Genomic DNA, 20109 nt, shown 5'->3' with positions numbered 1-20109 from the left:
GGCCCCGACCACCCGGCTCCGACCCCCGCGCCCGGGCAGTAGCCTGTGCCGGTGTCCGAGGCGCCCCCTGATCTCCCGCCGCCGGGGACCGCAGCGGCCCCCGGCACCGTCCTCGTCGTCGGAGCGGGGCTGATCGGCACCTCCGTCGCCCTGGCGCTGACGGCCGCCGGCCACGACGTCCTCGTCGCCGACGCGCAGCCGGAGAACGTCCGCACCGCCACGCAGCTCGGGGCCGGTCTCGACGCGGCCACCGTGCCCGACCCCGACGTGGCGCTCGTCGTCGTGGCGGTGCCCCCGGACGCCCTGGGCGCGGTGGTCACCGACCGGCTGCTGCGCCACCCCCGCGCGGTCGTCACCGACGTCGGCAGCATCAAGGACCAGCCGCTGCGCGAGGTGCTCGCGGGTCCGGCCGCCGGGGAGGTCGCCCGGTACGTCGGGTCGCACCCGATGGCGGGCAGCGAGCGGTCCGGCCCGCTCGCGGCCTCGTCCACCCTGTTCGAGGGCCGACCGTGGGCCATCACGCCGCACCCGGACGCGCCGCGGTCCGCGGTGGAGCTCGTGGAGGCCGTGGTGCGCACCTGCGGTGCCGTCGTCGTGTGGCTGACCCCGGCCGAGCACGACCGCGCGGTGGCCCGCACCTCGCACGTGCCGCACCTGCTCTCCGCGCTCGTGGCGGGGCGTCTGGCCGAGGCGCCGGAGCAGCACCTCGCGCTGGCCGGTCAGGGGGTGCGCGACGTGACGCGCGTCGCCGCCGGCGACCCCGCGCTCTACGGCCAGATCGTCGCCGGCAACGCGGACGCCGTGCTCGACCTGCTGACCGAGGTGCGGGCGGAGCTCGACCGCGTGATCGCCGCCGTGGGGGAGGGGGACCGGCACCAGCTGGGCGCCGTGCTCGAGCGCGGCGTCGCGGGCACCCGGGCCATCCCCGCCAAGCACGGCGGACCCCCGCGCCCCCTCCGCTCGGTCTGGGTCTCGGTCCCCGACGCCCCGGGAGCGCTGGCGCGCCTCTTCGCCGACGCGGTGGCCAGCGGCGTCAACATCGAGGACATCCGCATCGACCACGACCCGGGTCGCCCCACCGGTCTCGTCGAGCTCGTCGTGGACGCGACCCGGGCGGAGCACCTGCTGGCCTCGCTCGAGGAGCGGGCCTGGGTGACGCACCGGTAGGCTGCTCGCCCGTGAGCCCGACCGACACGCCCGTCCCGCCCGCCCCCGAGCACGAGCCGCAGCACGCCGGCGCGCCCCTCGTGGTCGCCGTCGACGGCACCTCGGGCTCGGGCAAGTCGAGCACCTCGCGGGGCGTGGCGGAGCGGCTCGGGCTGGCCTACCTCGACACCGGCGCGCAGTTCCGGGCCATCACCTGGTGGATGCTGCGTCGCGGCGTCGACGTGCACGACGCCGCCGCGGTCGCGGACCGGGCGACGGAGCCCCGGCTCGTCTCGGGCACCGACCCGGCGGCGCCCACGATCCAGGTCGACGGCGAGGACGTCTCGGCCCCGATCCGCACGCCCGAGGTCAACGGCGCGGTCAGCCCGGTCAGCGCGGTGCCCGAGGTGCGCACCCGCCTGCTGGAGCAGCAGCGCGCCATCATCGCCGAGACGCTCGCGTCCGGCCGCGGGATCGTGGTCGAGGGCCGCGACATCGGCTCCGTCGTGTGGCCGGACGCCCCCGTCAAGGTCTACCTCAGCGCCGACCCCTCCGCGCGCGCGTCGCGCCGCTCCCGCGAGGAGGGGGGCAGCGACGTCGCCGCCACCGAGCAGTCGCTGCTGGCCCGCGACGCGATCGACTCCGGCCGGGCGACGGCGCCCCTCGTGCTGGCCGACGGTGCCGTGGCGATCGACACGACGCCGTACACGCTCGACGAGGTCGTCGGGCAGGTGGTGGCGCTCGCCCGGGCGGTCGAGGCCCCCGCGTGACGTCGGCGCCGGCGTCCCCGGCGCGGTGGCCCGCCGACCGGGGTGACGGGCCCAGCGAGGTCCCCCGCAGCGACGGCGTGCCGCTGCCCCGCCGCTGGCTGCTCCACGGAGGTCGACCCGCGTCGCGCTGGCTGATCCGCCGCCGGTTCTCCGTGCGCCTGCACCACCCGGAGCGGGTGCCGCGGCGCGGCGGCGTGGTGCTGGCCGCCAACCACGTCGGCTGGGCCGACGGGCCGCTGCTGGCGATCTTCAGCCCCCGCCCGGCCCACGCGCTCACCAAGGTCGAGATGTTCACCGGCCCCTTGGGGGCGTTCCTGCGGACCTGCGGGCAGGTGCCGCTCGACCGGTTCCGCCCCGACCCCGCGGCGATCCGCACGTGCCTCGGCCTGCTGCGCGCGGGGCGCGTGGTGGGCGTCTTCCCCGAGGGCCGGCGCGGCCCGGGGGACCTGTCGCGCTTCCACCGCGGCCCGGCGTACCTCGCCCTGGTGACCGGGGCACCCGTCGTACCGGTCGTGATCCTGGGCACCCGCGAGCCCGGCGGGCGCAGCGGCGACCTGCCGCGACGTGGCGCCCACGTCGACCTCTACTACGGTGAGCCCCTACGGCTGCCGCGGCAGCCGTGGCCGCGCACGCGGGAACAGGTCGAGGAGGCCTCGTTGTTGCTGCGACGGTACATGCTGACCACCCTCGACGCCGCGCGCGCCGCGACCGGGCGCGACCTGCCCGGGCCGCTGCCGCCCGACGACCTGGAGGAGGACCCCTACGCGGGGCTCGTCCTCCTCGACCCCGGATCCCCACCAGGAGCACCATGACCGAGTACGACGACCAGCCCGCCGCCGCCGGGGACCTGCCCGGCGACCCCGACGGCGGACCGCTGCCCGTGCTGGCGGTGGTGGGACGGCCGAACGTCGGGAAGTCGACCCTGGTGAACCGCATCATCGGGCGTCGCGAGGCCGTCGTGGAGGACCGCCCCGGCGTGACCCGCGACCGCGTCTCCTACGACGCGCAGTGGAACGGCCGGGCCTTCACCGTCGTCGACACCGGCGGCTGGGACCCCGACGCCCGCGGCCTCGCCGAGCGGATCCGCGCCCAGGCCGAGATCGCCGTGTCGCTGGCCGACGCCGTGCTCTTCGTCGTCGACGCGACCGTGGGCATCACCGACGCCGACGAGGCGGTCGTGCGGGTGCTGCGCAAGGCCGACAAGCCCGTCGTGCTGGCCGCGAACAAGGTGGACGACCAGCGCACCGAGACCGAGGCCTACGGCCTGTGGAACCTGGGCCTGGGCGAGCCCCACCCGGTCTCCGCCATCCACGGCCGTGGGTCCGGCGACCTCCTCGACGCGATCCTCGACGTGCTGCCCGAGCCGCCCGAGTTCGTCGACGCCGTGCCCGGCGGCCCGCGCCGCATCGCCATCGTGGGCAAGCCCAACGTCGGCAAGTCGTCGCTGCTCAACAAGCTGGCGGGGGAGGAGCGCGTCGTCGTCGACGACGCCTCGGGCACCACGGTCGACCCGGTCGACGAGCTGGTCGAGCTGGGCGGGCGCACCTGGCGCTTCATCGACACCGCGGGCATCCGCAAGCGCGTGAAGGAGGCGTCGGGCCACGAGTACTACGCCTCGCTGCGCACCTCGACCGCCATCGACCGCGCGGAGGTGGCCGTGCTCGTCGTCGACGGCGGCGCCTCCATCTCCGAGCAGGACCTCCGCATCGTGCAGACGATCCGCGAGGCCGGCCGCGCCCTCGTCATCGCCTTCAACAAGTGGGACACGGTCGACGAGGAGCGGCGCTACTACCTCGACCGCGAGATCGAGCGCGAGCTCGTGCAGGTGCAGTGGGCCCCGCGCATCAACATCACGGCTCGCACGGGCTGGCACGTCGACCGGCTCGTGCCCGCCCTCGACCGGGCCATCGAGGGCTGGGAGACGCGGGTCGGCACGGGTGCGCTCAACGCGTTCCTCGGTCGCCTCGTCGCCGAGCACCCGCATCCGGTGCGCAGCGGCAAGCAGCCGAAGATCATGTTCGGCACGCAGCCCTCCACGGCGCCGCCGACGTTCATCCTCTTCACCTCCGGCAAGCTCGACGCGTCCTACGAGCGGTTCGTGGAGCGCCGGCTGCGCGAGGAGTACGGCTTCGTGGGCACGCCGATCGTCATCACCCAGCGCGTGCGGGAGAAGCGCAAGCGCTGACCGCGGGGCGGTCCCGGGCGCGGCGATCAGCTGACCGCGTCGCCCGCCGCACCCCGCACGCGCTCGAGCACGCGCATCGAGCCGAGCGCGTCGACCTCGGCGAAGTCGCCGGAGTCCAGGGCGCGGCAGTACACGTCGTACGGCGGCCGCCCCCCGTCCGCGGGGTCGGGGAACACGTCGTGGATGACGAGGGCGGCGCCCGGGGCGAGCCAGCGGGCCCAGCCGGTGTAGTCGGCGTGGGCGTGCACCTCGGCGTGGCCGCCGTCGACGAAGAGCATCGACAGCGGCGTGCGCCAGAGCGCGGCGACGGTGGTGGAGCGCCCGATGACGGGCACCACGAGGTCCTCGAGCCCGGCGCGCTCGATGGTGCGGCGGAAGACCGGCAGGGTGTCCATCAGGCCGGACTCGGCGTCGACGAGCGTCGCGTCGTGGTGCTCCCAGCCGGCCTGGTTCTCCTCCGAGCCGCGGTGGTGGTCGACGGTGACGACCGTGCCGCCGACCTCGCGGGCCGCCGCCCCCAGGTAGACGGCGGACTTCCCGCAGTAGGTCCCGACCTCCAGCACGACCCCGTGGGGCAGGCGCGCCCGGGCCCAGCGGTGCAGCAGCAGGCCCTCGTCGGGCGGCATGAAGCCCTTCGCCGCCAGGGCGTGCTCGAGCAGGTCGGCGGGCATCCCGGCGGACGACTCCGCGGGCGTCGCGGCGCTCATCGCTGCTCCTCCGCGAGCTCGGCGGGGGAGTCGCCGACGGGCCGGCCGCGCCACCCGTTCCAGTGCCAGTGCAGGTAGCGGTCGATGGCCCGCACCACGTGGGCGCTGCGGATCGACGGGAGGGTGTCGAACGCGTGCTGGGCGCCGGGCAGCTCGGCGTACACGACCGAGCGGCGCGAGACCGCCCGCAGCCGCTCGACCATGAGGCGGGCCTGCTGCACGTTGACGAGGCTGTCGGTGGTGCCGTGCAGCAGGAAGAAGTCCGGGGCGTCGGGGCCCACCCGCAGCAGCGGCGAGGCCGCCTCGAAGACCTCCGGCTCCTCGTCGAAGCGGCGCTGCAGGATGAACGGGCCGAGGAACCGGTCGCGCATCCGGATGGCGCGGGGCAGGCCGCTGGCGCCGGCGAAGTCGTAGACGCCGTAGTGCGGGACCGCGACGTCGACGTGGGTGTCGGCGTCCTCGAAGCCGGGCTGGAACGCGGGGTCGCCGGGGGTGAGCGCGGCCAGGGAGGCCAGGTGGCCGCCGGCCGAGCCGCCCGTGATGGCGAGGTACGACGGGTCGCCGCCGTAGGCGTCGATGTGCTCGCGCACCCAGGCGATGGCGCGCTTGACGTCGACGACGTGCGCCGGCCACGGGTCGCGCGGGGCGAGGCGGTAGTTGATCGACACGCACACCCAGCCCTTGCTGGCCATGTGCTGCATCAGCGGGATCGCCTGGTGCTCCTTGCTGCCGACGCGCCAGGCGCCGCCGTGCACCTGCAGCAGCACGGGCGCCCCGTCGGGGTGGACGGGCTGGCTCGGCCGGTAGACGTCGAGCATCGTGCGGCGCCCCGCGTCGGCGTACGCGATGTCCCGCTCGACGTGCACGCCCGGCGTGCGGATCCGGAACGGCACGGCGAGCTGCCGCCACGGCAGGGCGAGGTCGGACGGCGTGGGTGCGGCGTCGAGCTGCTCGACGTAGTCGACGCCGAGGGCCTCGACCAGCGCCCGCTCGGTGCTGCCCTTGACCCGCTGCGCCTGCACCACCATCGTGGTGAGCGCCGCGGCGTTGCCCGCGGCGAGCAGCAGGCCCGCCGTGCGCCGGCGGTCGCCCGGCACCGGCCGGTGCGTCGCGGCGTCGAGGGCGGTGAGCCCGAGCAGCTGGGGCGCGAGCTCGCTGGTGAGCCAGCCGGCGGCGAAGGCGTACATGCCGGAGCGCAGGCCGCGCGGCGGCCGGAACGCGTTCGCGGAGAGGGCGGCGAGGGCGAGCTGGCGGCGGAGGAGTCCCACGGGGGCGACTGTAGGACCCGCGTGGGCGCCCGGCGAGGGTGGGTTACCGACCGGTCACCTGCCGCCGGTGCGCGCCCGCGCGTGCCCGGGTCGGGGCCGGTGGGACGATGGTCCGGTGACGCAGACTCCAGGCCTCCCGCTCCGCGACGTCCCGCTCACGCACTTCCGCGACGTGCTCGGCACGTTCGCCACCGGCGTCGTGGTCGTCACCGCCCTCGACGAGGGCGAGCCCGTGGGGATGACGGTCCAGTCGTTCGCGAGCCTGTCGCTGCGCCCGCCGCTCGTGCTGTTCTGCCCGGCCCGCACGTCGCGCACGTGGCCGCGCGTGCGCCGCGCCGGGAGCTTCTGCGCGAACGTGCTGGCCGAGGACCAGGCGGGGGTCGCCACGGCGATGGCCTCGGGCGCCGGGGAGCGGTTCGCCGGTCTCGCCTGGGAGCCCGGCCACGGGGGAGCGCCGCGTCTCGTCGGCGCACTGGCCCACGTCGAGGCGACCGTGCAGGCCGTCCACGCGGGGGGCGACCACGACGTCGTCGTCGGCCGGGTACGGCGGGTCGCCCGCAGCACGGCGGGCACCGGTCCGCTGCTCTACCACGAGGGCCGCTACGCCCGGGTGCTGGGCGAGGAAGCGGTCGCGCCCGGCCCCCGTCGCTGAGACGGGGACCGGGCGCGGGGTCCTGCTGGCGGCTGTACCCGGGTGCTGCCGGGGGCTCAGGCCGCCTTCGCCGCGGAGGCCTCGAGCGGGTCCTCGCCGATGACGTCGCCGCGGGGCGCGTCGTACCGCGCCTGGTCGAGGATGCCCTCCCGCTTGGCCACGATCGTGGGCACGAGCGCCTGGCCGGCGACGTTCGTCGCGGTGCGGATCATGTCGAGGATCGGGTCGATGGCGAGCAGCAGGGCGACGCCCTCGACGGGCAGGCCGAGCGTCGACAGGGTCAGCGTCAGCATGACGACGGCGCCGGTGAGGCCGGCGGTGGCCGCCGATCCGATCACGGACACGAACGCGATGAGCAGGTAGTCCTGGATGCCGAGCTCGATGCCGAAGATCTGCGCGACCGTGATGGCGGCCAGCGCGGGGTAGATGGCGGCGCAGCCGTCCATCTTCGTGGTGGCGCCGAACGGCACGGCGAAGGACGCGTACTCCTCGGGCACGCCCAGGTTGCGCACCGTCACGCGCTGGGTCAGCGGCATGGTGCCGACCGACGAGCGGGAGACGAACGCGAGCTGGATGGCGGGCCAGGCGCCGGAGAAGTACTTGGTGGGGGACAGGCCGTGCAGCTTCGCGAGCAGCGGGTAGACGCCGAAGAGCACGATGGCGCAGCCGACGTAGACGTCGATGGTGAAGACCGCGAGCGGGCCGAGCAGGTCCCAGCCGTAGGAGGCCACGGCGGCACCGATGAGGCCCAGCGTGCCGAGCGGCGCGAGGCGGATGATCCACCACAGGATCTGCTGGATCACGGCGAGGAACGAGCGCATGACGCCGAGGAACGGCTCCGCCTTGTCGCCGGCCTTCAGCGCGGCCGCACCGACGGCGAGGGCGACGACGACGATCTGGAGCACGCTGAAGCTGATGCCGCTCTCCGACGACGAGATGCCGAGGAAGTTGGCCGGCACGAGGCCCGTGATGAAGTCCAGCCAGGAGCCCGTGGACCCCTCGTACGACGCGTCCGTCGGCGCCACGTCGGCCGCGCCGCCGGGGTTGGTGAGCAGGCCCAGGGTGATGCCGATGGCCACCGCGATGAGCGAGGTGATCATGAACCACAGCAGCGTCTGCGCGGCGAGCCGCGCGGCGTTCGCGACCTGGCGCAGGTTGGCGATGCTCACCACGATCGCGACGAACACCAGCGGCGGCACGACGGCCTTGAGCAGGCCGATGAACACGTCGCCGACGGTCTGCAGGGTGGTCGTGAGCCAGTCGACCTCGCCCACGCGGGCCACGAGGCCCAGCGCCACGCCGAGCACGAGGGCGAGCACGATCTGCGCCCAGAACGGCGTCCGGAGGAGGGCGGGCCGCGGACGGGAGGTCCGCTGCGTCGAGTCGGGCGTCAAGTCGGGCACGGGAGGTGCTGCCTTTCCGAGAGGCCCGGGTCGGGCCGCGACGGACGCGCCCGGGGGCGGCGCGCCGCCCGCGGGGTCCCGCGGGCACGAGAGGCCACAACGGCGCCCGTCGCCCGCCTATTCCAGCCGACCTACTGCTGTTCAAGCTATCCGACTTGCTGCTCGTCGCGGAGCAGCGCGAGGGTCGCCCGCTCGAGCGCTGCCTGCCGCTCGTCGACCGTCGCGAACTCCCGGCCGACGACGTCGCCGATCGTGCGTCCCTCCTCGTAGGCGCTGACGACGCGGGGGTCGACGTAGGAGGAGCGGGCCAGTGTCGGGGTGTTGCCGAGGAACGACGAGACCTCCTTCATGGCGCCGCTCACGGCCCGCTTGCGCGAGGCCGCGGTCTCGCCCGGCTCGTCGGTGGCGGCCAGGGCGGCCGCGGCGAGCACGGTGGCGTGCCAGGTGCGGAAGTCCTTCGCCGTGGCGTCGATGCCGGTCGTCTCCCGCACGTACTCGTTGACCAGCGGGGGGAGCACGGAGCGCCAGCGCCGCACCTCCTTGAAGGCCAGCAGCCGCGGGTCGTCACCGCGGCGACGGCGCATGATGCCGAGCGCCTCGACGACCACCACGTCGTCGATCTCGATGCGGTGGTCGACGCCCGACTTGCCGGTGAACGCGAAGACCAGCACGCCGCCGCGCCGGCGCACGTGGCGACGCTCCAGCGTGGTCAGGCCGAAGCTGCCGTTCGTGTCGGCGTACACGTCGTTGCCGATGCGGAAGTAGCCGAGGTCCAGCAGCCGCACCGCGGTCGCCGCGGCGCGCTCCTGGGGCATCCCGTCGAGCCCGAGGTGGCCCAGCACGCTCTGCCGGGCGCGCTCCAGCGAGGTGCCGAAGTCGACCATCCGGTCGAACGTCGCGGCGTCGCGCTGCTCGCGCCAGACGGGGTGGTAGAGGTACTGCCGCCGGCCTGCGTCGTCGGTGCCGACCGCCTGGAGGTGGCCGTTCGGGTACGGCTTGATCCAGACGTCGCGCCACGCCGGGGGGATGACCAGCGCCTCGACGCGCTCCCGCTCCGCGGGCCCCAGACGCTGCCCGTGCTCGTCGAGGTAGGTGAACCCGCGCCCCACCCGCCGCCGGGTCCACCCCGGCTGCTCCGGCGACGTCCTGCGCAGGCGCGGCATGGAGCGAGCCTAGTCAGCCGGGCCAGCGGCGCCCGACCCTCGCGGACGTCATCCCGACCGAGGTACCCGGCGCCCCCTCTGCATGACGTCCGGCGGTCAGCTCAGCCGCGTCCCGCACCAGGGGCAGTGCTCGATGGCGATGCCGCTGCTCCCGCCGTCGTGGATGGGCAACCGGAACCCACCACCGGTCGCCATGACGACGACGTCCGGGCAGTCTTGCGGGTCCTCGTGCACGTCGCACCGGTGGGCGAGCTGGTACGCCATGGTGTCGCAGCAGCGAGGAATCGAGCCGGCTCCCGCAGCGGCGGCGTCCGAGGTCGGCCGCTCGGCCCGCCGGAACGGGACCCTCACCAGCCCCGCTCGCGCCACTCGGCGAGGTGGGGCCGCTCGGCGCCCAGGGTCGAGTCGTCGCCGTGGCCGGGGTAGAACCACGTGCTGTCCGGCAGCGTCCCGAACACCTTGGTCTCGACCTCGTCGATCAGCTGCGCGAACGCGGCCTCGTCGCCGAACGTGTTCCCGACGCCGCCGGGGAAGAGCGAGTCGCCCGTCCACAGGTGCGGCGCGCCGGAGCCGTCGTCGTACGTGAGCGCGACCGAGCCCGGGGTGTGGCCCGCCAGCGCGATGACGCCGAGCTCGACGTCGCCGAAGCGCACGCGGTCGCCGTGCTCCAGCGCCCGGGTCACGGGGACGCCCGTCTGCTCGGTGACGGCGGCTGCGTCGGGGGCGCCGACGAGGGTGGGGGCGCCGGTGGCGCTGACGACCTCGGCGAGGGCGCGGTGGTGGTCCCAGTGCTGGTGGGTGGTGACGACGGCCTCGAGCCCGCCCTCGCCGACCAGGCGGAGCAGCACGCGCGCGTCGTCGGCGGCGTCCACGAGCAGCTGCGCCCCGGTGCTGCGGCAGCGCAGCAGGTAGGCGTTGTTCGCCATCGTCGCATCGACGGCGACCTTGGTGACGACGAGCCCGGGGAGCTCGCGGACGGCGGGCTCCCCGCCCGGGACGACGTGGCCGGTGTAGGTCATGGGCCGATGCTAGGCCGCCGGGCTGGTGGCACGGCGGGCGCTCGACCGGGCCCGTGCGGCCCGCTTGCCCCGGGGTGACAACCTGGCGGGTGCGCGTCGGCTTGCAGATCCGTGCCCGATGTCGAAAACTTGTTCGACGCGACGACGGTGCCGATCCCTGGCGCCCGTCCCCACCGAGCAGAAGGACCACCGTGGCCGACCAGCTGATCATCCGAGGCGCTCGCGAGCACAACCTCAAGGACGTCTCGGTCGACCTGCCGCGCGACAGCCTCATCGTCTTCACGGGCCTGTCGGGCTCCGGCAAGTCGAGCCTGGCGTTCGACACGATCTTCGCGGAGGGCCAGCGCCGCTACGTCGAGTCGCTCTCGGCGTACGCCCGGCAGTTCCTGGGGCAGATGGACAAGCCGGACGTGGACTTCATCGAGGGCCTCTCCCCGGCGGTGTCGATCGACCAGAAGTCGACGTCGCGCAACCCGCGCTCGACGGTCGGCACCATCACGGAGGTCTACGACTACCTCCGCCTGCTGTACGCGCGGGCCGGCACGCCGCACTGCCCCGTCTGCGGCGCCGTCATCGAGCGCCAGACGCCGCAGCAGATCGTCGACCGCGTCCTGACCCTGGAGGAGGGGCGCCGCTTCCAGGTGCTCGCGCCCGTCGTGCGCGGCCGCAAGGGCGAGTACCTCGAGCTCTACCGCCAGCTGACGACGCAGGGCTTCTCGCGCGCCCGCACCAACGGCGTGACGCACGCCCTCGACACGCCCCCGACGCTCGACAAGCAGAAGAAGCACACGATCGAGGTCGTGGTCGACCGCCTGGCGGTGAAGGCGTCGTCGAAGCAGCGGCTCACCGACTCGGTCGAGACCGCGCTCGGCCTCGCGGGCGGTCTCGTCATCCTCGACTTCGTCGACCTGCCCGACGACGACCCCGACCGCGAGCTGCGCTTCTCCGAGAAGCTGGCGTGCCCCAACGAGCACCCGCTCGAGGTGGACGAGCTCGAGCCGCGCTCGTTCTCCTTCAACGCCCCCTACGGCGCGTGCCCCGAGTGCTCCGGCCTCGGCGTGCGGATGGAGGTGGACGCCGAGCTCGTGGTGCCCGACCCGACGGCGACGCTGGGCGAGGGCGCGCTCGCGCCGTGGACCGGCGCGCACGTGGCCGACTACTTCCTGCGGCTGCTCGCCGCGCTCGGCGACGAGCTCGGCTTCGACCTCAACACCCCGTGGGACGAGCTGCCGGCCAAGACCCGCGGCACCATCCTCGACGGTCGCGCGACCAAGGTGCACGTGCGCCACCGCAACCGCTACGGCCGCGAGCGGGCCTACCACGCCGACTTCGAGGGCGTGCGGGCGTACGTCGAGCGCCGGCACCGCGAGGCGGAGTCCGACACGAGCCGCGAGCGGTTCGAGGGCTTCATGCGCGAGGTGCCCTGCCCCACGTGCAAGGGCGCCCGGCTCAAGCCCGTCGTGCTCAGCGTGACCGTCGGCGAGCGCAACATCGCCGAGGTCTGCGCGATGCCGCTCAACGAGGCGTCGGAGTTCCTCGACGGGCTCGAGCTGTCGTCGCGTCAGCGCCAGATCGCGGCCAACGTGCTCAAGGAGATCCAGGAGCGGCTGCGCTTCCTGCTCGACGTCGGCCTCGACTACCTGAGCCTCGACCGGCCCTCGGGCTCCCTGTCGGGCGGCGAGGCGCAGCGGATCCGGCTCGCGACGCAGATCGGCGCCGGCCTCGTCGGCGTGCTCTACGTGCTCGACGAGCCGTCGATCGGCCTGCACCAGCGCGACAACCAGCGGCTCATCGAGACGCTGCTGCGGCTCAAGAGCCTCGGCAACACCCTCATCGTCGTCGAGCACGACGAGGACACGATCCGCGTCGCCGACTGGGTCGTCGACGTCGGGCCGGGCGCCGGCGAGCACGGCGGCCAGGTCGTGCACTCGGGCAGCGTCGCCGACCTCTACGCGCACCCCGACTCGATCACGGGGCAGTACCTCTCGGGCCGCCGCGAGATCCCCGTCCCGGCCGTGCGCCGACCGCTGACGAAGGGCCGCGAGCTGACGGTCGTCGACGCGCGGGAGAACAACCTGCACGGCATCGACGTGACCTTCCCGCTCGGGGTCTTCGTCGCGGTCACCGGCGTCTCCGGCTCGGGCAAGTCGACGCTCGTGAACGACATCCTCTACGCCTCGCTGGCCAAGCAGATCTACAACGCCAAGGCCGTGCCCGGCCGGCACCGCAAGATCACCGGCACGGAGCACGTCGACAAGGTGATCCACGTCGACCAGTCGCCGATCGGGCGCACCCCGCGGTCCAACCCCGCGACGTACACGGGGGTGTTCGACCACGTCCGCAAGCTCTTCGCGCAGACGCCCGAGGCCAAGGTGCGCGGCTACCTGCCCGGCCGCTTCTCGTTCAACGTCAAGGGCGGGCGCTGCGAGGCCTGCGCCGGAGACGGCACGCTGAAGATCGAGATGAACTTCCTGCCGGACGTCTACGTCCCGTGCGAGGTGTGCCACGGCGCGCGCTACAACCGCGAGACGCTCGAGGTGCACTACAAGGGCAAGACCATCGCCGAGGTGCTCGACATGCCGATCGAGGAGGCGGTCGAGTTCTTCGCCGCCGTCCCGGTCATCCACCGGCACCTGTCCACCCTCATGGAGGTCGGTCTGGGCTACGTGCGCCTCGGTCAGCCGGGCACGACCCTGTCCGGCGGCGAGGCGCAGCGCGTCAAGCTCGCCACCGAGCTGCAGCGCCGCTCGACCGGTCGCACGATCTACGTGCTCGACGAGCCGACGACGGGTCTGCACTTCGAGGACATCCGCCGCCTGCTCGACGTGCTCGGCCGCCTGGTCGACCAGGGCAACACGGTGCTCGTCATCGAGCACAACCTGGACGTCATCAAGACCTCGGACTGGGTCGTCGACATGGGCCCCGAGGGCGGCTCGCGCGGCGGCACGGTCGTCGCCAGCGGCACGCCCGAGGACGTCGCGGCCGTGCCCGAGAGCCACACCGGCCGCTTCCTCGCGCCGTTGCTCGAGGGCCGGGCCGCGAGCGCCCAGCCCCCGCGCGACCCGGCGCCCGAGCCGCTGCGCGGCAAGGGTGCGGTGAAGGCCGCGGCGAAGGCGGCCGCGGCCGCCGACCAGGCCGAGAAGGCTGCGGCGAGGAAGACCCCGGCGAAGAAGGCCCCGGCGAAGAAGGCCCCGGCGAAGAAGGCCCCGGCGAAGAAGGCGACGGCGAGGAAGACCCCGGCGGGGAAGACCCCGGCGGGGAAGACCCCGGCCACCGCGGGCGCCCGGAGCCGGGCGTGAGCCCCCGGGACCGGTCGTCCGGTACGCCGGCGCTCGGCCGCCGCGGGTTCGTGCGGGTCGCGGCGGGCAGCGCCGCCGGTGCGCCGCTGCTCGCGGCGTGCGGCGGCGAGACGGAGGTGTCCGCGCCCGACGGCGCCCCGGGCGAGGTCATCGTGGCGGCGGCCGACGTACCGGTGGGTGGCGGCGTGATCGTCGACGACCCGGCGGTGGTGGTGACGCAGCCGCAGGCGGGCACATTCAAGGCGTTCTCGTCGATCTGCACCCACCAGAGCTGCAGGGTCACCCAGGTCGAGGACCGCGCGATCGTGTGCCAGTGCCACCGCAGCCTCTTCTCGATCGACGACGGCGCGGTGCTCGACGGGCCGGCGGAGGAGCCGCTGCCCGAGGTGGCGGTCGCCGTCGACGGCACCGACGTCACGTTCGCGTGAGGGGGCCGCGGCCGTGGCCGATCCGCTGACCTACCGCCCGAAGCCGGGGGAGATCCCCACGCAGCCGGGCGTCTACCGGTTCCGCGACGCCCAGCGCCGGGTGATCTACGTCGGCAAGGCGAAGAGCCTGCGGGCGCGGCTGTCGTCGTACTTCCAGGACATCTCGGCGCTGCACCCGCGCACCGCGACGATGGTGACCACGGCGGCGAGCGTCGAGTGGACGGTGGTGGGCACCGAGGTCGAGGCGCTGCAGCTGGAGTACTCCTGGATCAAGGAGTTCGACCCGCGCTTCAACGTGAAGTACCGCGACGACAAGTCGTACCCGTGGCTGGCCGTCACGGTCTCCGAGGAGTTCCCGCGCGTCATGGTCGGCCGGGGCGCGAAGCGGAAGGGCACGCGCTACTTCGGGCCCTACAGCCACGCGTGGGCCATCCGGGACACCGTCGACACGCTGCTGCGCGTCTTCCCGATGCGCTCGTGCAGCAACGGGGTGTTCAAGCGCTCGCAGCAGGTGGGGCGCCCCTGCCTGCTGGGCTACATCGACAAGTGCGCCGCGCCGTGCGTCGGCAACGTCAGCGCGGAGGAGCACCGCGCGATCGTCGACGACTTCTGCGCGTTCATGGCGGGGCAGACGGCGGCGTTCACCAAGCGCATCCACCGCGAGATGCTCGCCGCCAGCGACGCCCTCGACTTCGAGCGGGCCGCCCGGCTGCGCGACGACCTGGGCGCGCTGGAGCGGGCCCTGGAGAAGCAGGCCGTCGTGCTCGGCGACGGCACGGACGCCGACGTCATCGCCCTGGCCGCCGACCCGCTCGAGGTGGGCGTGCAGGTCTTCCACGTGCGGGGCGGACGCATCCGCGGCCAGCGCGGGTGGGTCGCCGACCGCACCGACGAGGGCGGCACCCCCGAGCTCGTGGAGGGCTTCCTCCTGCAGCTGTACGGCGGGGAGGCCGGCGACGCGATCCCCCGCGAGGTGCTGGTGCCCGAGCTGCCGAGCGACGTCGCCACCGTGGAGCAGCTGCTGGGCGAGCTGCGCGGCGGCAAGGTGCAGGTCCGCGTCCCGCAGCGCGGCGACAAGCGCGCCCTGCAGCAGACCGTCGAGCGCAACGCGCAGCAGGCGCTCGCCCTGCACAAGACGAAGCGCGCCAGCGACCTCACGACCCGGAACCGGGCGCTGGAGGAGATCCAGGCCGCGCTGGACCTCGACGACGTGCCGCTGCGCATCGAGTGCTACGACGTGTCCAACCTGCAGGGCACCGAGGTCGTGGCGTCGATGGTGGTGTTCGAGGACGGGCTGGCCCGCAAGGGCGAGTACCGCCGCTTCGTCGTCAAGGGCGTCGAGGGCCAGAACGACGTCGCCTCCATGCACGAGGTGATCACGCGCCGGTTCCGCCGGCTGCTCGACGAGCAGGCCCGCTCCGAGCTGCGGCCCGGCGACGACACGACGGGCCCCATGCTGGTCGACCCCGACACGGGGCGACCGCGCAAGTTCGCCTACGCCCCGGGGCTCGTCGTCGTCGACGGCGGTCCGCCGCAGGTAGCGGCCGCGCAGCGGGCGCTCGACGAGCTCGGGATCGACGACGTGCCGATCGTCGGCCTGGCCAAGCGCCTCGAGGAGGTGTGGGTGCCGGGGGAGGAGGACCCGGTGATCCTGCCGCGCACCTCGGAGGGCCTCTACCTGCTGCAGCGCATCCGCGACGAGGCCCACCGGTTCGCGATCAACCACCACCGCTCGCGGCGCTCCAAGTCGATGGTCGAGAGCGTGCTCGACGACGTGCCCGGGCTCGGCGAGGTGCGCCGCCGCAGCGTGATCAAGCACTTCGGCTCGCTGCGCAAGCTGCGCCAGGCCGAGGTCGAGGAGATCGCCATGGTCCCCGGTGTGGGGCCGTCGACGGCGGCGGCGATCAAGGACGCGCTGGCGGCCGACGACGCGCAGCGGCGCGCGCGGGGCCAGAATGTGCGGATCAACACCGCCACCGGTGAGATCGAGGAGGACTGAGTGGACGAGCCCGTCCCGTCGAGCACCGCCCCCGCCCCAGCCGCCACGACCGCGGGTCAGCTCGTGGTCGTGACCGGCATGACCGGCGCCGGGCGCAGCACCGCGGCGAAGGAGCTGGAGGACCTGGGCTTCTACGTGGTCGACAACCTGCCGCCGGCGCTGCTGCGCGACGTCGTGCGTCTCGTCGACGAGAGCAAGGGGCCCCAGCAGCCCATCGCCGTCGTGGTCGACGTGCGCTCGGGGTCGTTCTTCGACAGCCTGCAGGTCAACCTCGCCCAGGGGGCCACGGGCCGGCACGCGACGCTCGTGTTCCTCGAGGCCACCGACGAGGTGCTGGTACGCCGGCAGGAGGCCGCCCGGCGCCCGCACCCGCTCCAGGGTGGCGGGCGCCTGCTCGACGGGCTGCAGCGTGAGCGCGCGGTCCTGGCCCAGCTGCGCTCGACCGCCGACCTCGTCATCGACACGAGCAACCTCAACGTGCACCAGCTGACGAAGCGGGTCGCGCACGCGTTCGGCACGCCCGACACGACCCGGCTCAAGGTGCGGGTCGTGAGCTTCGGCTTCAAGTACGGCATCCCGGTCGACGCCGACTACGTCGCCGACATGCGGTTCCTGCCGAACCCCCACTGGGTGCCCGAGCTGCGCCCGCTCACGGGGCAGGACCCCGACGTGGCGACGTACGTGAAGGAGCGACCCGGGGCGGAGCTGTTCCTCGAGCAGTTCGTCCCCCTGCTGCAGACCGTCGCCGAGGGCTACCTGGCCGAGGGCAAGCGGTTCATGACCGTCGCCGTCGGGTGCACCGGCGGCAAGCACCGCAGCGTCGCGATGTCGGAGGAGATCGCCGCGCGGCTGCGCGAGCACGGCTACGAGGTCCGGGCGACCCACCGCGACCTCGGACGCGAGTGAGCTCGTTCACCGACGCGGCCGCCGCACTGGGTCCGACCGGCCCCCTGGGGCCGCGGACGGTCCCGCTGCCCGCCACCCGCGTCGTCGCCCTCGGCGGGGGCCACGGCCTGCACGCGTCGCTGGCCGCGCTGCGCCGCGTCGTCGGCGACCTGACGGCGGTCGTGACGGTGGCCGACAACGGCGGGTCGTCGGGGCGGCTGCGGGGCGAGTTCGGTGTGCTGCCGCCCGGTGACCTGCGGATGGCGCTGGCCGCCCTCTGCGGCGACGACGACTGGGGCCGCACGTGGGCGGAGGTGCTGCAGCACCGGTTCGCCGGCGAGGGCGAGATGCGGGGCCACGTGGTCGGCAACCTGCTCATCGTCGGCCTGTGGGAGCTGCTGGGCGACAGCGTCCCGGCCCTCGACTGGGTCGGGCGCCTGCTCGGCGCGCAGGGCCGGGTGCTGCCGATGGCGGTGACACCCATGGACATCACGGCCGACGTCGCGCTCGACGGCGAGGTGGTGCGCGTCCGGGGCCAGGTGGAGGTGGCCAGCACCGCCGGGCGCATCGAGGGCATCCAGCTCGACCCGGCCGACCCCGAGGCCTGCCCCGAGGCGGTCGACGCCGTCCGGTCCGCCGACTGGGTCGTGCTGGGGCCGGGCAGCTGGTACACCTCCGTCATCCCGCACCTCATGGTCCCCGACCTGCGGCGGGCCATCGTCGGCACGCGCGGGCGGGTCGCGGTCGTCCTCAACCTCGAGGGGCAGCCGGGGGAGACCGCCGGCTACGGCCCCGAGGAGCACCTGGCCGCGCTGCTCGAGCACGCGCCCGACCTGCGGATCGACACGGTCGTGGCCGACACGGCCGCGGTGGCGGACACCGGCGCCCTCGAGACCGCGGTCGCGCGGCTGGGTGGGCGGCTGGTCGTCGCGGACGTGGCGGCGGGTGACGGCACCCCCCGCCACGACCCCGCCCGGCTCGCCGCCGTGCTCGGTCGGGTGATGGGCGCCACGACCGAGCCGGCCCCGGCGGGCCCACCGGTCCAGCCCGGCCCGTCCTCCTGAGGCGAGCGGTCACCGGCGCGGCGTGGCAGGATGGCGCGCATGGCGATGACGGCCCAGGTGAAGGCGGAGCTCTCCAACACGCACATCACCAAGAACTGCTGTCGCAAGGCCGAGGTGGCCACGCTCCTGCGCTTCGCGGGCGGCCTCCACATCGTCGGCGGCCGCATCGTGGTGGAGGCCGAGCTCGACACCGGCGCAGCCGCCCGCCGCCTCCGCAAGGACGTCAAGGAGGTCTTCGGCCACGACTCCGACGTCGTGCTGGTGCAGGGCAACGGCATCCGCCGCGGCAGCCGCTACCTGGTGCGCGTGGTCAAGGACGGCGAGGCGCTGGCCCGCCAGACCGGGCTGCTCGACGGGCGTGGACGGCCGGTGCGGGGCCTGCCGCCGCAGGTCGTCTCCGGTGGCGCGTGCGACGCGGTCGCGGCGCTGCGTGGGGCCTTCCTGGCGCACGGCTCGCTGACCGAGCCGGGTCGCTCGTCCTCGATGGAGGTCACCTGCCCCGGCCCGGAGGCCGCGCTGGCGCTCGTGGGCGTCGTACGACGTCTGGGGATCCAGGCGAAGGCCCGTGAGGTCCGCGGGGTCGACCGGGTCGTGGTGCGCGACGGCGACGCCATCGGCGCCCTCCTGACCCGGCTGGGGGCGCACGAGGCGCTCATGGCCTGGGAGGAGCGACGGATGCGGCGCGAGGTCCGCGCCACCGCCAACCGCCTCGCGAACTTCGACGACGCGAACCTGCGCCGCTCCGCGCGGGCCGCGGTGGCCGCGGGTGCGCGGGTCGAGCGGGCGCTGGAGATCCTCGGCGAGGAGGCCCCCGAGCACCTCAAGACCGCGGGCCACCTGCGCCTGGAGCACAAGCAGGCGTCGCTCGAGGAGCTCGGCCAGCTGCACGAGCCGGCCCTCACGAAGGACGCGATCGCGGGCCGGATCCGCCGGCTGCTGGCCATGGCCGACAAGCGCGCGGAGGACCTCGGGATCCCCGACACGGAGGCGTCCCTGACCCCGGACATGCTCGCCGAGGAGGTCTGAGTCGGGGCGCGGCCCCGGTTCGGTAGGGTCGGCAGCGGCAACCCGCCAACGAGCCGGGTCCTGGCCCCGGGTCACGCATCCCTAGGAGTCGAGTAGCAGTGACTGTTCGCGTAGGAATTAACGGCTTCGGCCGCATCGGCCGCAACTTCTTCCGGGCGGTCCGCGCCTCGGGTGCCGACATCGAGATCGTCGGCGTGAACGACCTGACCGACAACGCCTCGCTGGCGCACCTGCTCAAGTACGACTCGATCCTGGGTCGTCTCGACGCGGACGTCGCGTCGACCGACACCTCGATCGTCGTGGGCGGCACCGAGATCCACGCGTTCGCGGAGCGCAACCCGGCCGACCTCAAGTGGGGCGACATCGGCGTCGACGTCGTCGTCGAGTCCACCGGCTTCTTCACCGACGCGACGAAGGCCAAGGCCCACGTCGACGGCGGCGCCAAGAAGGTCATCATCTCGGCGCCGGCGACCAACGACGACATCACCATCGTCATGGGCGTCAACCACGAGCAGTACGACGCGGCGGCCCACACGGTCATCTCCAACGCGTCCTGCACCACGAACTGCCTCGCCCCGATGGCCAAGGCGCTCAACGACGCCATCGGCATCAACAAGGGCCTGATGACGACGGTCCACGCCTACACGGCCGACCAGAACCTGCAGGACAACATCCACAAGGACCTGCGCCGCGCCCGCGCCGCCGCGATCAACATCGTGCCGACCTCGACCGGTGCCGCGAAGGCCATCGGCCTGGTGCTGCCCGAGCTCAAGGGCAAGCTCGACGGCTACGCGCTGCGCGTGCCGACGCCGACCGGCTCGCTGACGGACCTCTCCTTCGAGGCGTCGCGCGAGACCTCGGTCGAGGAGGTCAACGAGGCCGTCAAGGCGGCCGCCGACGGGCGCTTCCTCAAGTACTCGACCGACCCGATCGTGTCCTCGGACATCGTCACCGACCCGGCGTCGTGCATCTTCGACTCGCCGCTGACCAAGGTCATCGGCAACCAGGTGAAGGTCGCGGGCTGGTACGACAACGAGTGGGGCTACTCCAACCGCCTCGCGGACCTGATCTCCTACATCGGCGAGACCCTCTGAC

Annotated in this window: 18 protein-coding genes; 12 read left to right on the top strand and 6 right to left on the bottom strand. The window is 74.0% G+C overall.

The genetic code is table 11. From position 1 onward, the window contains the following. Window positions 1-51: 51 nt before the first annotated feature. From INN71_RS14420 to der, 4 genes are read left to right on the top strand one after another with little or no spacing between them, the layout of a single operon-like run. On the top strand, window positions 52-1167 hold the full coding sequence (locus INN71_RS14420) for a prephenate dehydrogenase (protein ID WP_277498139.1): 1116 nt from the start codon (window positions 52-54) through the stop codon (window positions 1165-1167). Between the two features lie 11 nt (window positions 1168-1178). After that, a complete protein-coding gene (cmk, locus tag INN71_RS14415; RefSeq protein ID WP_277498140.1) occupies window positions 1179-1916 on the top strand; it encodes a (d)CMP kinase in 738 nt (245 codons plus the stop codon). After that, window positions 1913-2728 (top strand): 1-acyl-sn-glycerol-3-phosphate acyltransferase, encoded by an 816-nt coding sequence (locus INN71_RS14410; RefSeq protein ID WP_277498141.1) that lies wholly within the window; start codon window positions 1913-1915, stop codon window positions 2726-2728. Before cmk ends, INN71_RS14410 begins: the two co-directional genes overlap by 4 nt. Next, window positions 2725-4101, top strand: a complete 1377-nt coding sequence (gene der / locus INN71_RS14405; RefSeq protein WP_277498142.1) for a ribosome biogenesis GTPase Der — start codon at window positions 2725-2727, stop codon at window positions 4099-4101. Before INN71_RS14410 ends, der begins: the two co-directional genes overlap by 4 nt. Window positions 4102-4127: 26 nt before the next feature. On the opposite strand, the gene INN71_RS14400 is transcribed toward der, so the two are convergent. Further along, on the bottom strand, window positions 4128-4808 hold the full coding sequence (locus INN71_RS14400) for a class I SAM-dependent methyltransferase (RefSeq protein ID WP_277498143.1): 681 nt from the start codon (window positions 4806-4808) through the stop codon (window positions 4128-4130). Further along, complete coding sequence (locus INN71_RS14395) at window positions 4805-6076, bottom strand: alpha/beta hydrolase (RefSeq protein ID WP_277498144.1); 1272 nt, start codon at window positions 6074-6076, stop codon at window positions 4805-4807. Before INN71_RS14395 ends, INN71_RS14400 begins: the two co-directional genes overlap by 4 nt. Before the next feature lie 115 nt (window positions 6077-6191). Between INN71_RS14395 and INN71_RS14390 the strand changes: the two genes are divergently transcribed. Continuing rightward, window positions 6192-6728, top strand: a complete 537-nt coding sequence (locus INN71_RS14390) for a flavin reductase family protein (protein ID WP_277498145.1) — start codon at window positions 6192-6194, stop codon at window positions 6726-6728. 56 nt (window positions 6729-6784) lie between these two features. Here INN71_RS14390 and INN71_RS14385 read toward each other — a convergent pair whose 3' ends face one another. The 4 genes from INN71_RS14385 to INN71_RS14370 all read right to left on the bottom strand — a co-directional run bounded on the left by INN71_RS14385 (window position 6785) and on the right by INN71_RS14370 (window position 10313). Beyond that, window positions 6785-8131: a dicarboxylate/amino acid:cation symporter gene (locus tag INN71_RS14385; RefSeq protein WP_277498146.1), complete on the bottom strand. Its 1347-nt coding sequence runs from the start codon at window positions 8129-8131 to the stop codon at window positions 6785-6787. Window positions 8132-8277: 146 nt separating this feature from the next. Beyond that, entirely contained in the window at window positions 8278-9294 is a 1017-nt protein-coding gene (locus INN71_RS14380; protein WP_277498147.1) for a DNA topoisomerase IB, read from the bottom strand. Window positions 9295-9390: 96 nt separating this feature from the next. Continuing rightward, window positions 9391-9645, bottom strand: coding sequence for a hypothetical protein (locus INN71_RS14375; protein ID WP_277498149.1), 255 nt, complete (start codon window positions 9643-9645; stop codon window positions 9391-9393). Continuing rightward, window positions 9642-10313, bottom strand: a complete 672-nt coding sequence (locus INN71_RS14370; RefSeq protein WP_277498150.1) for an MBL fold metallo-hydrolase — start codon at window positions 10311-10313, stop codon at window positions 9642-9644. Before INN71_RS14370 ends, INN71_RS14375 begins: the two co-directional genes overlap by 4 nt. A gap of 191 nt (window positions 10314-10504) precedes the next feature. Here INN71_RS14370 and uvrA point away from each other — a divergent pair, with 191 nt between their 5' ends. The 7 genes from uvrA (at window position 10505) to gap (ending at window position 20108) form a co-directional block, all read left to right on the top strand. After that, window positions 10505-13612: an excinuclease ABC subunit UvrA gene (gene uvrA, locus INN71_RS14365; RefSeq protein ID WP_277498151.1), complete on the top strand. Its 3108-nt coding sequence runs from the start codon at window positions 10505-10507 to the stop codon at window positions 13610-13612. After that, window positions 13609-14040, top strand: a complete 432-nt coding sequence (locus tag INN71_RS14360) for a Rieske (2Fe-2S) protein (RefSeq protein WP_277498152.1) — start codon at window positions 13609-13611, stop codon at window positions 14038-14040. The genes uvrA and INN71_RS14360 overlap by 4 nt, the downstream gene beginning before the upstream one ends. A 13-nt stretch (window positions 14041-14053) precedes the next feature. Then, window positions 14054-16039 carry an excinuclease ABC subunit UvrC gene (gene uvrC, locus INN71_RS14355; RefSeq protein WP_277498153.1) on the top strand — a complete coding sequence of 662 codons (1986 nt, stop codon included), beginning with the start codon at window positions 14054-14056 and terminating at the stop codon, window positions 16037-16039. Then, a complete protein-coding gene (gene rapZ / locus INN71_RS14350; protein WP_277498155.1) occupies window positions 16040-16945 on the top strand; it encodes an RNase adapter RapZ in 906 nt (301 codons plus the stop codon). A 44-nt stretch (window positions 16946-16989) separates the two neighbouring features. Continuing rightward, window positions 16990-17988, top strand: a complete 999-nt coding sequence (gene yvcK, locus INN71_RS14345; protein WP_277498246.1) for a uridine diphosphate-N-acetylglucosamine-binding protein YvcK — start codon at window positions 16990-16992, stop codon at window positions 17986-17988. 39 nt (window positions 17989-18027) lie between these two features. Further along, window positions 18028-19014 (top strand): DNA-binding protein WhiA, encoded by a 987-nt coding sequence (gene whiA / locus INN71_RS14340; RefSeq protein ID WP_277498156.1) that lies wholly within the window; start codon window positions 18028-18030, stop codon window positions 19012-19014. 98 nt (window positions 19015-19112) lie between these two features. Further along, window positions 19113-20108 carry a type I glyceraldehyde-3-phosphate dehydrogenase gene (gene gap / locus INN71_RS14335; RefSeq protein WP_277498157.1) on the top strand — a complete coding sequence of 332 codons (996 nt, stop codon included), beginning with the start codon at window positions 19113-19115 and terminating at the stop codon, window positions 20106-20108. Window position 20109: the final 1 nt, after the last annotated feature.

Origin of the sequence: Nocardioides sp. ChNu-153, from assembly GCF_030466625.1 — a bacterium.
GTDB lineage: Bacteria > Actinomycetota > Actinomycetes > Propionibacteriales > Nocardioidaceae > Nocardioides.
The sequence above is the reverse complement of the archived record's forward strand: the minus strand, read 5'-3'. Positions and strand labels throughout refer to the sequence as shown.

Bases quoted from the DNA above. Each gene is read 5' to 3' on its own strand.
- INN71_RS14370 (WP_277498150.1), bottom strand. From the start codon at position 10,313: ATGACCTACACCGGCCACGTCGTCCCGGGCGGGGAGCCCGCCGTCCGC.
- der (WP_277498142.1), top strand. From the start codon at position 2,725: ATGACCGAGTACGACGACCAGCCCGCCGCCGCCGGGGACCTGCCCGGC.
- whiA (WP_277498156.1), top strand. From the start codon at position 18,028: ATGGCGATGACGGCCCAGGTGAAGGCGGAGCTCTCCAACACGCACATC.
- INN71_RS14380 (WP_277498147.1), bottom strand. From the start codon at position 9,294: ATGCCGCGCCTGCGCAGGACGTCGCCGGAGCAGCCGGGGTGGACCCGG.
- INN71_RS14400 (WP_277498143.1), bottom strand. From the start codon at position 4,808: ATGAGCGCCGCGACGCCCGCGGAGTCGTCCGCCGGGATGCCCGCCGAC.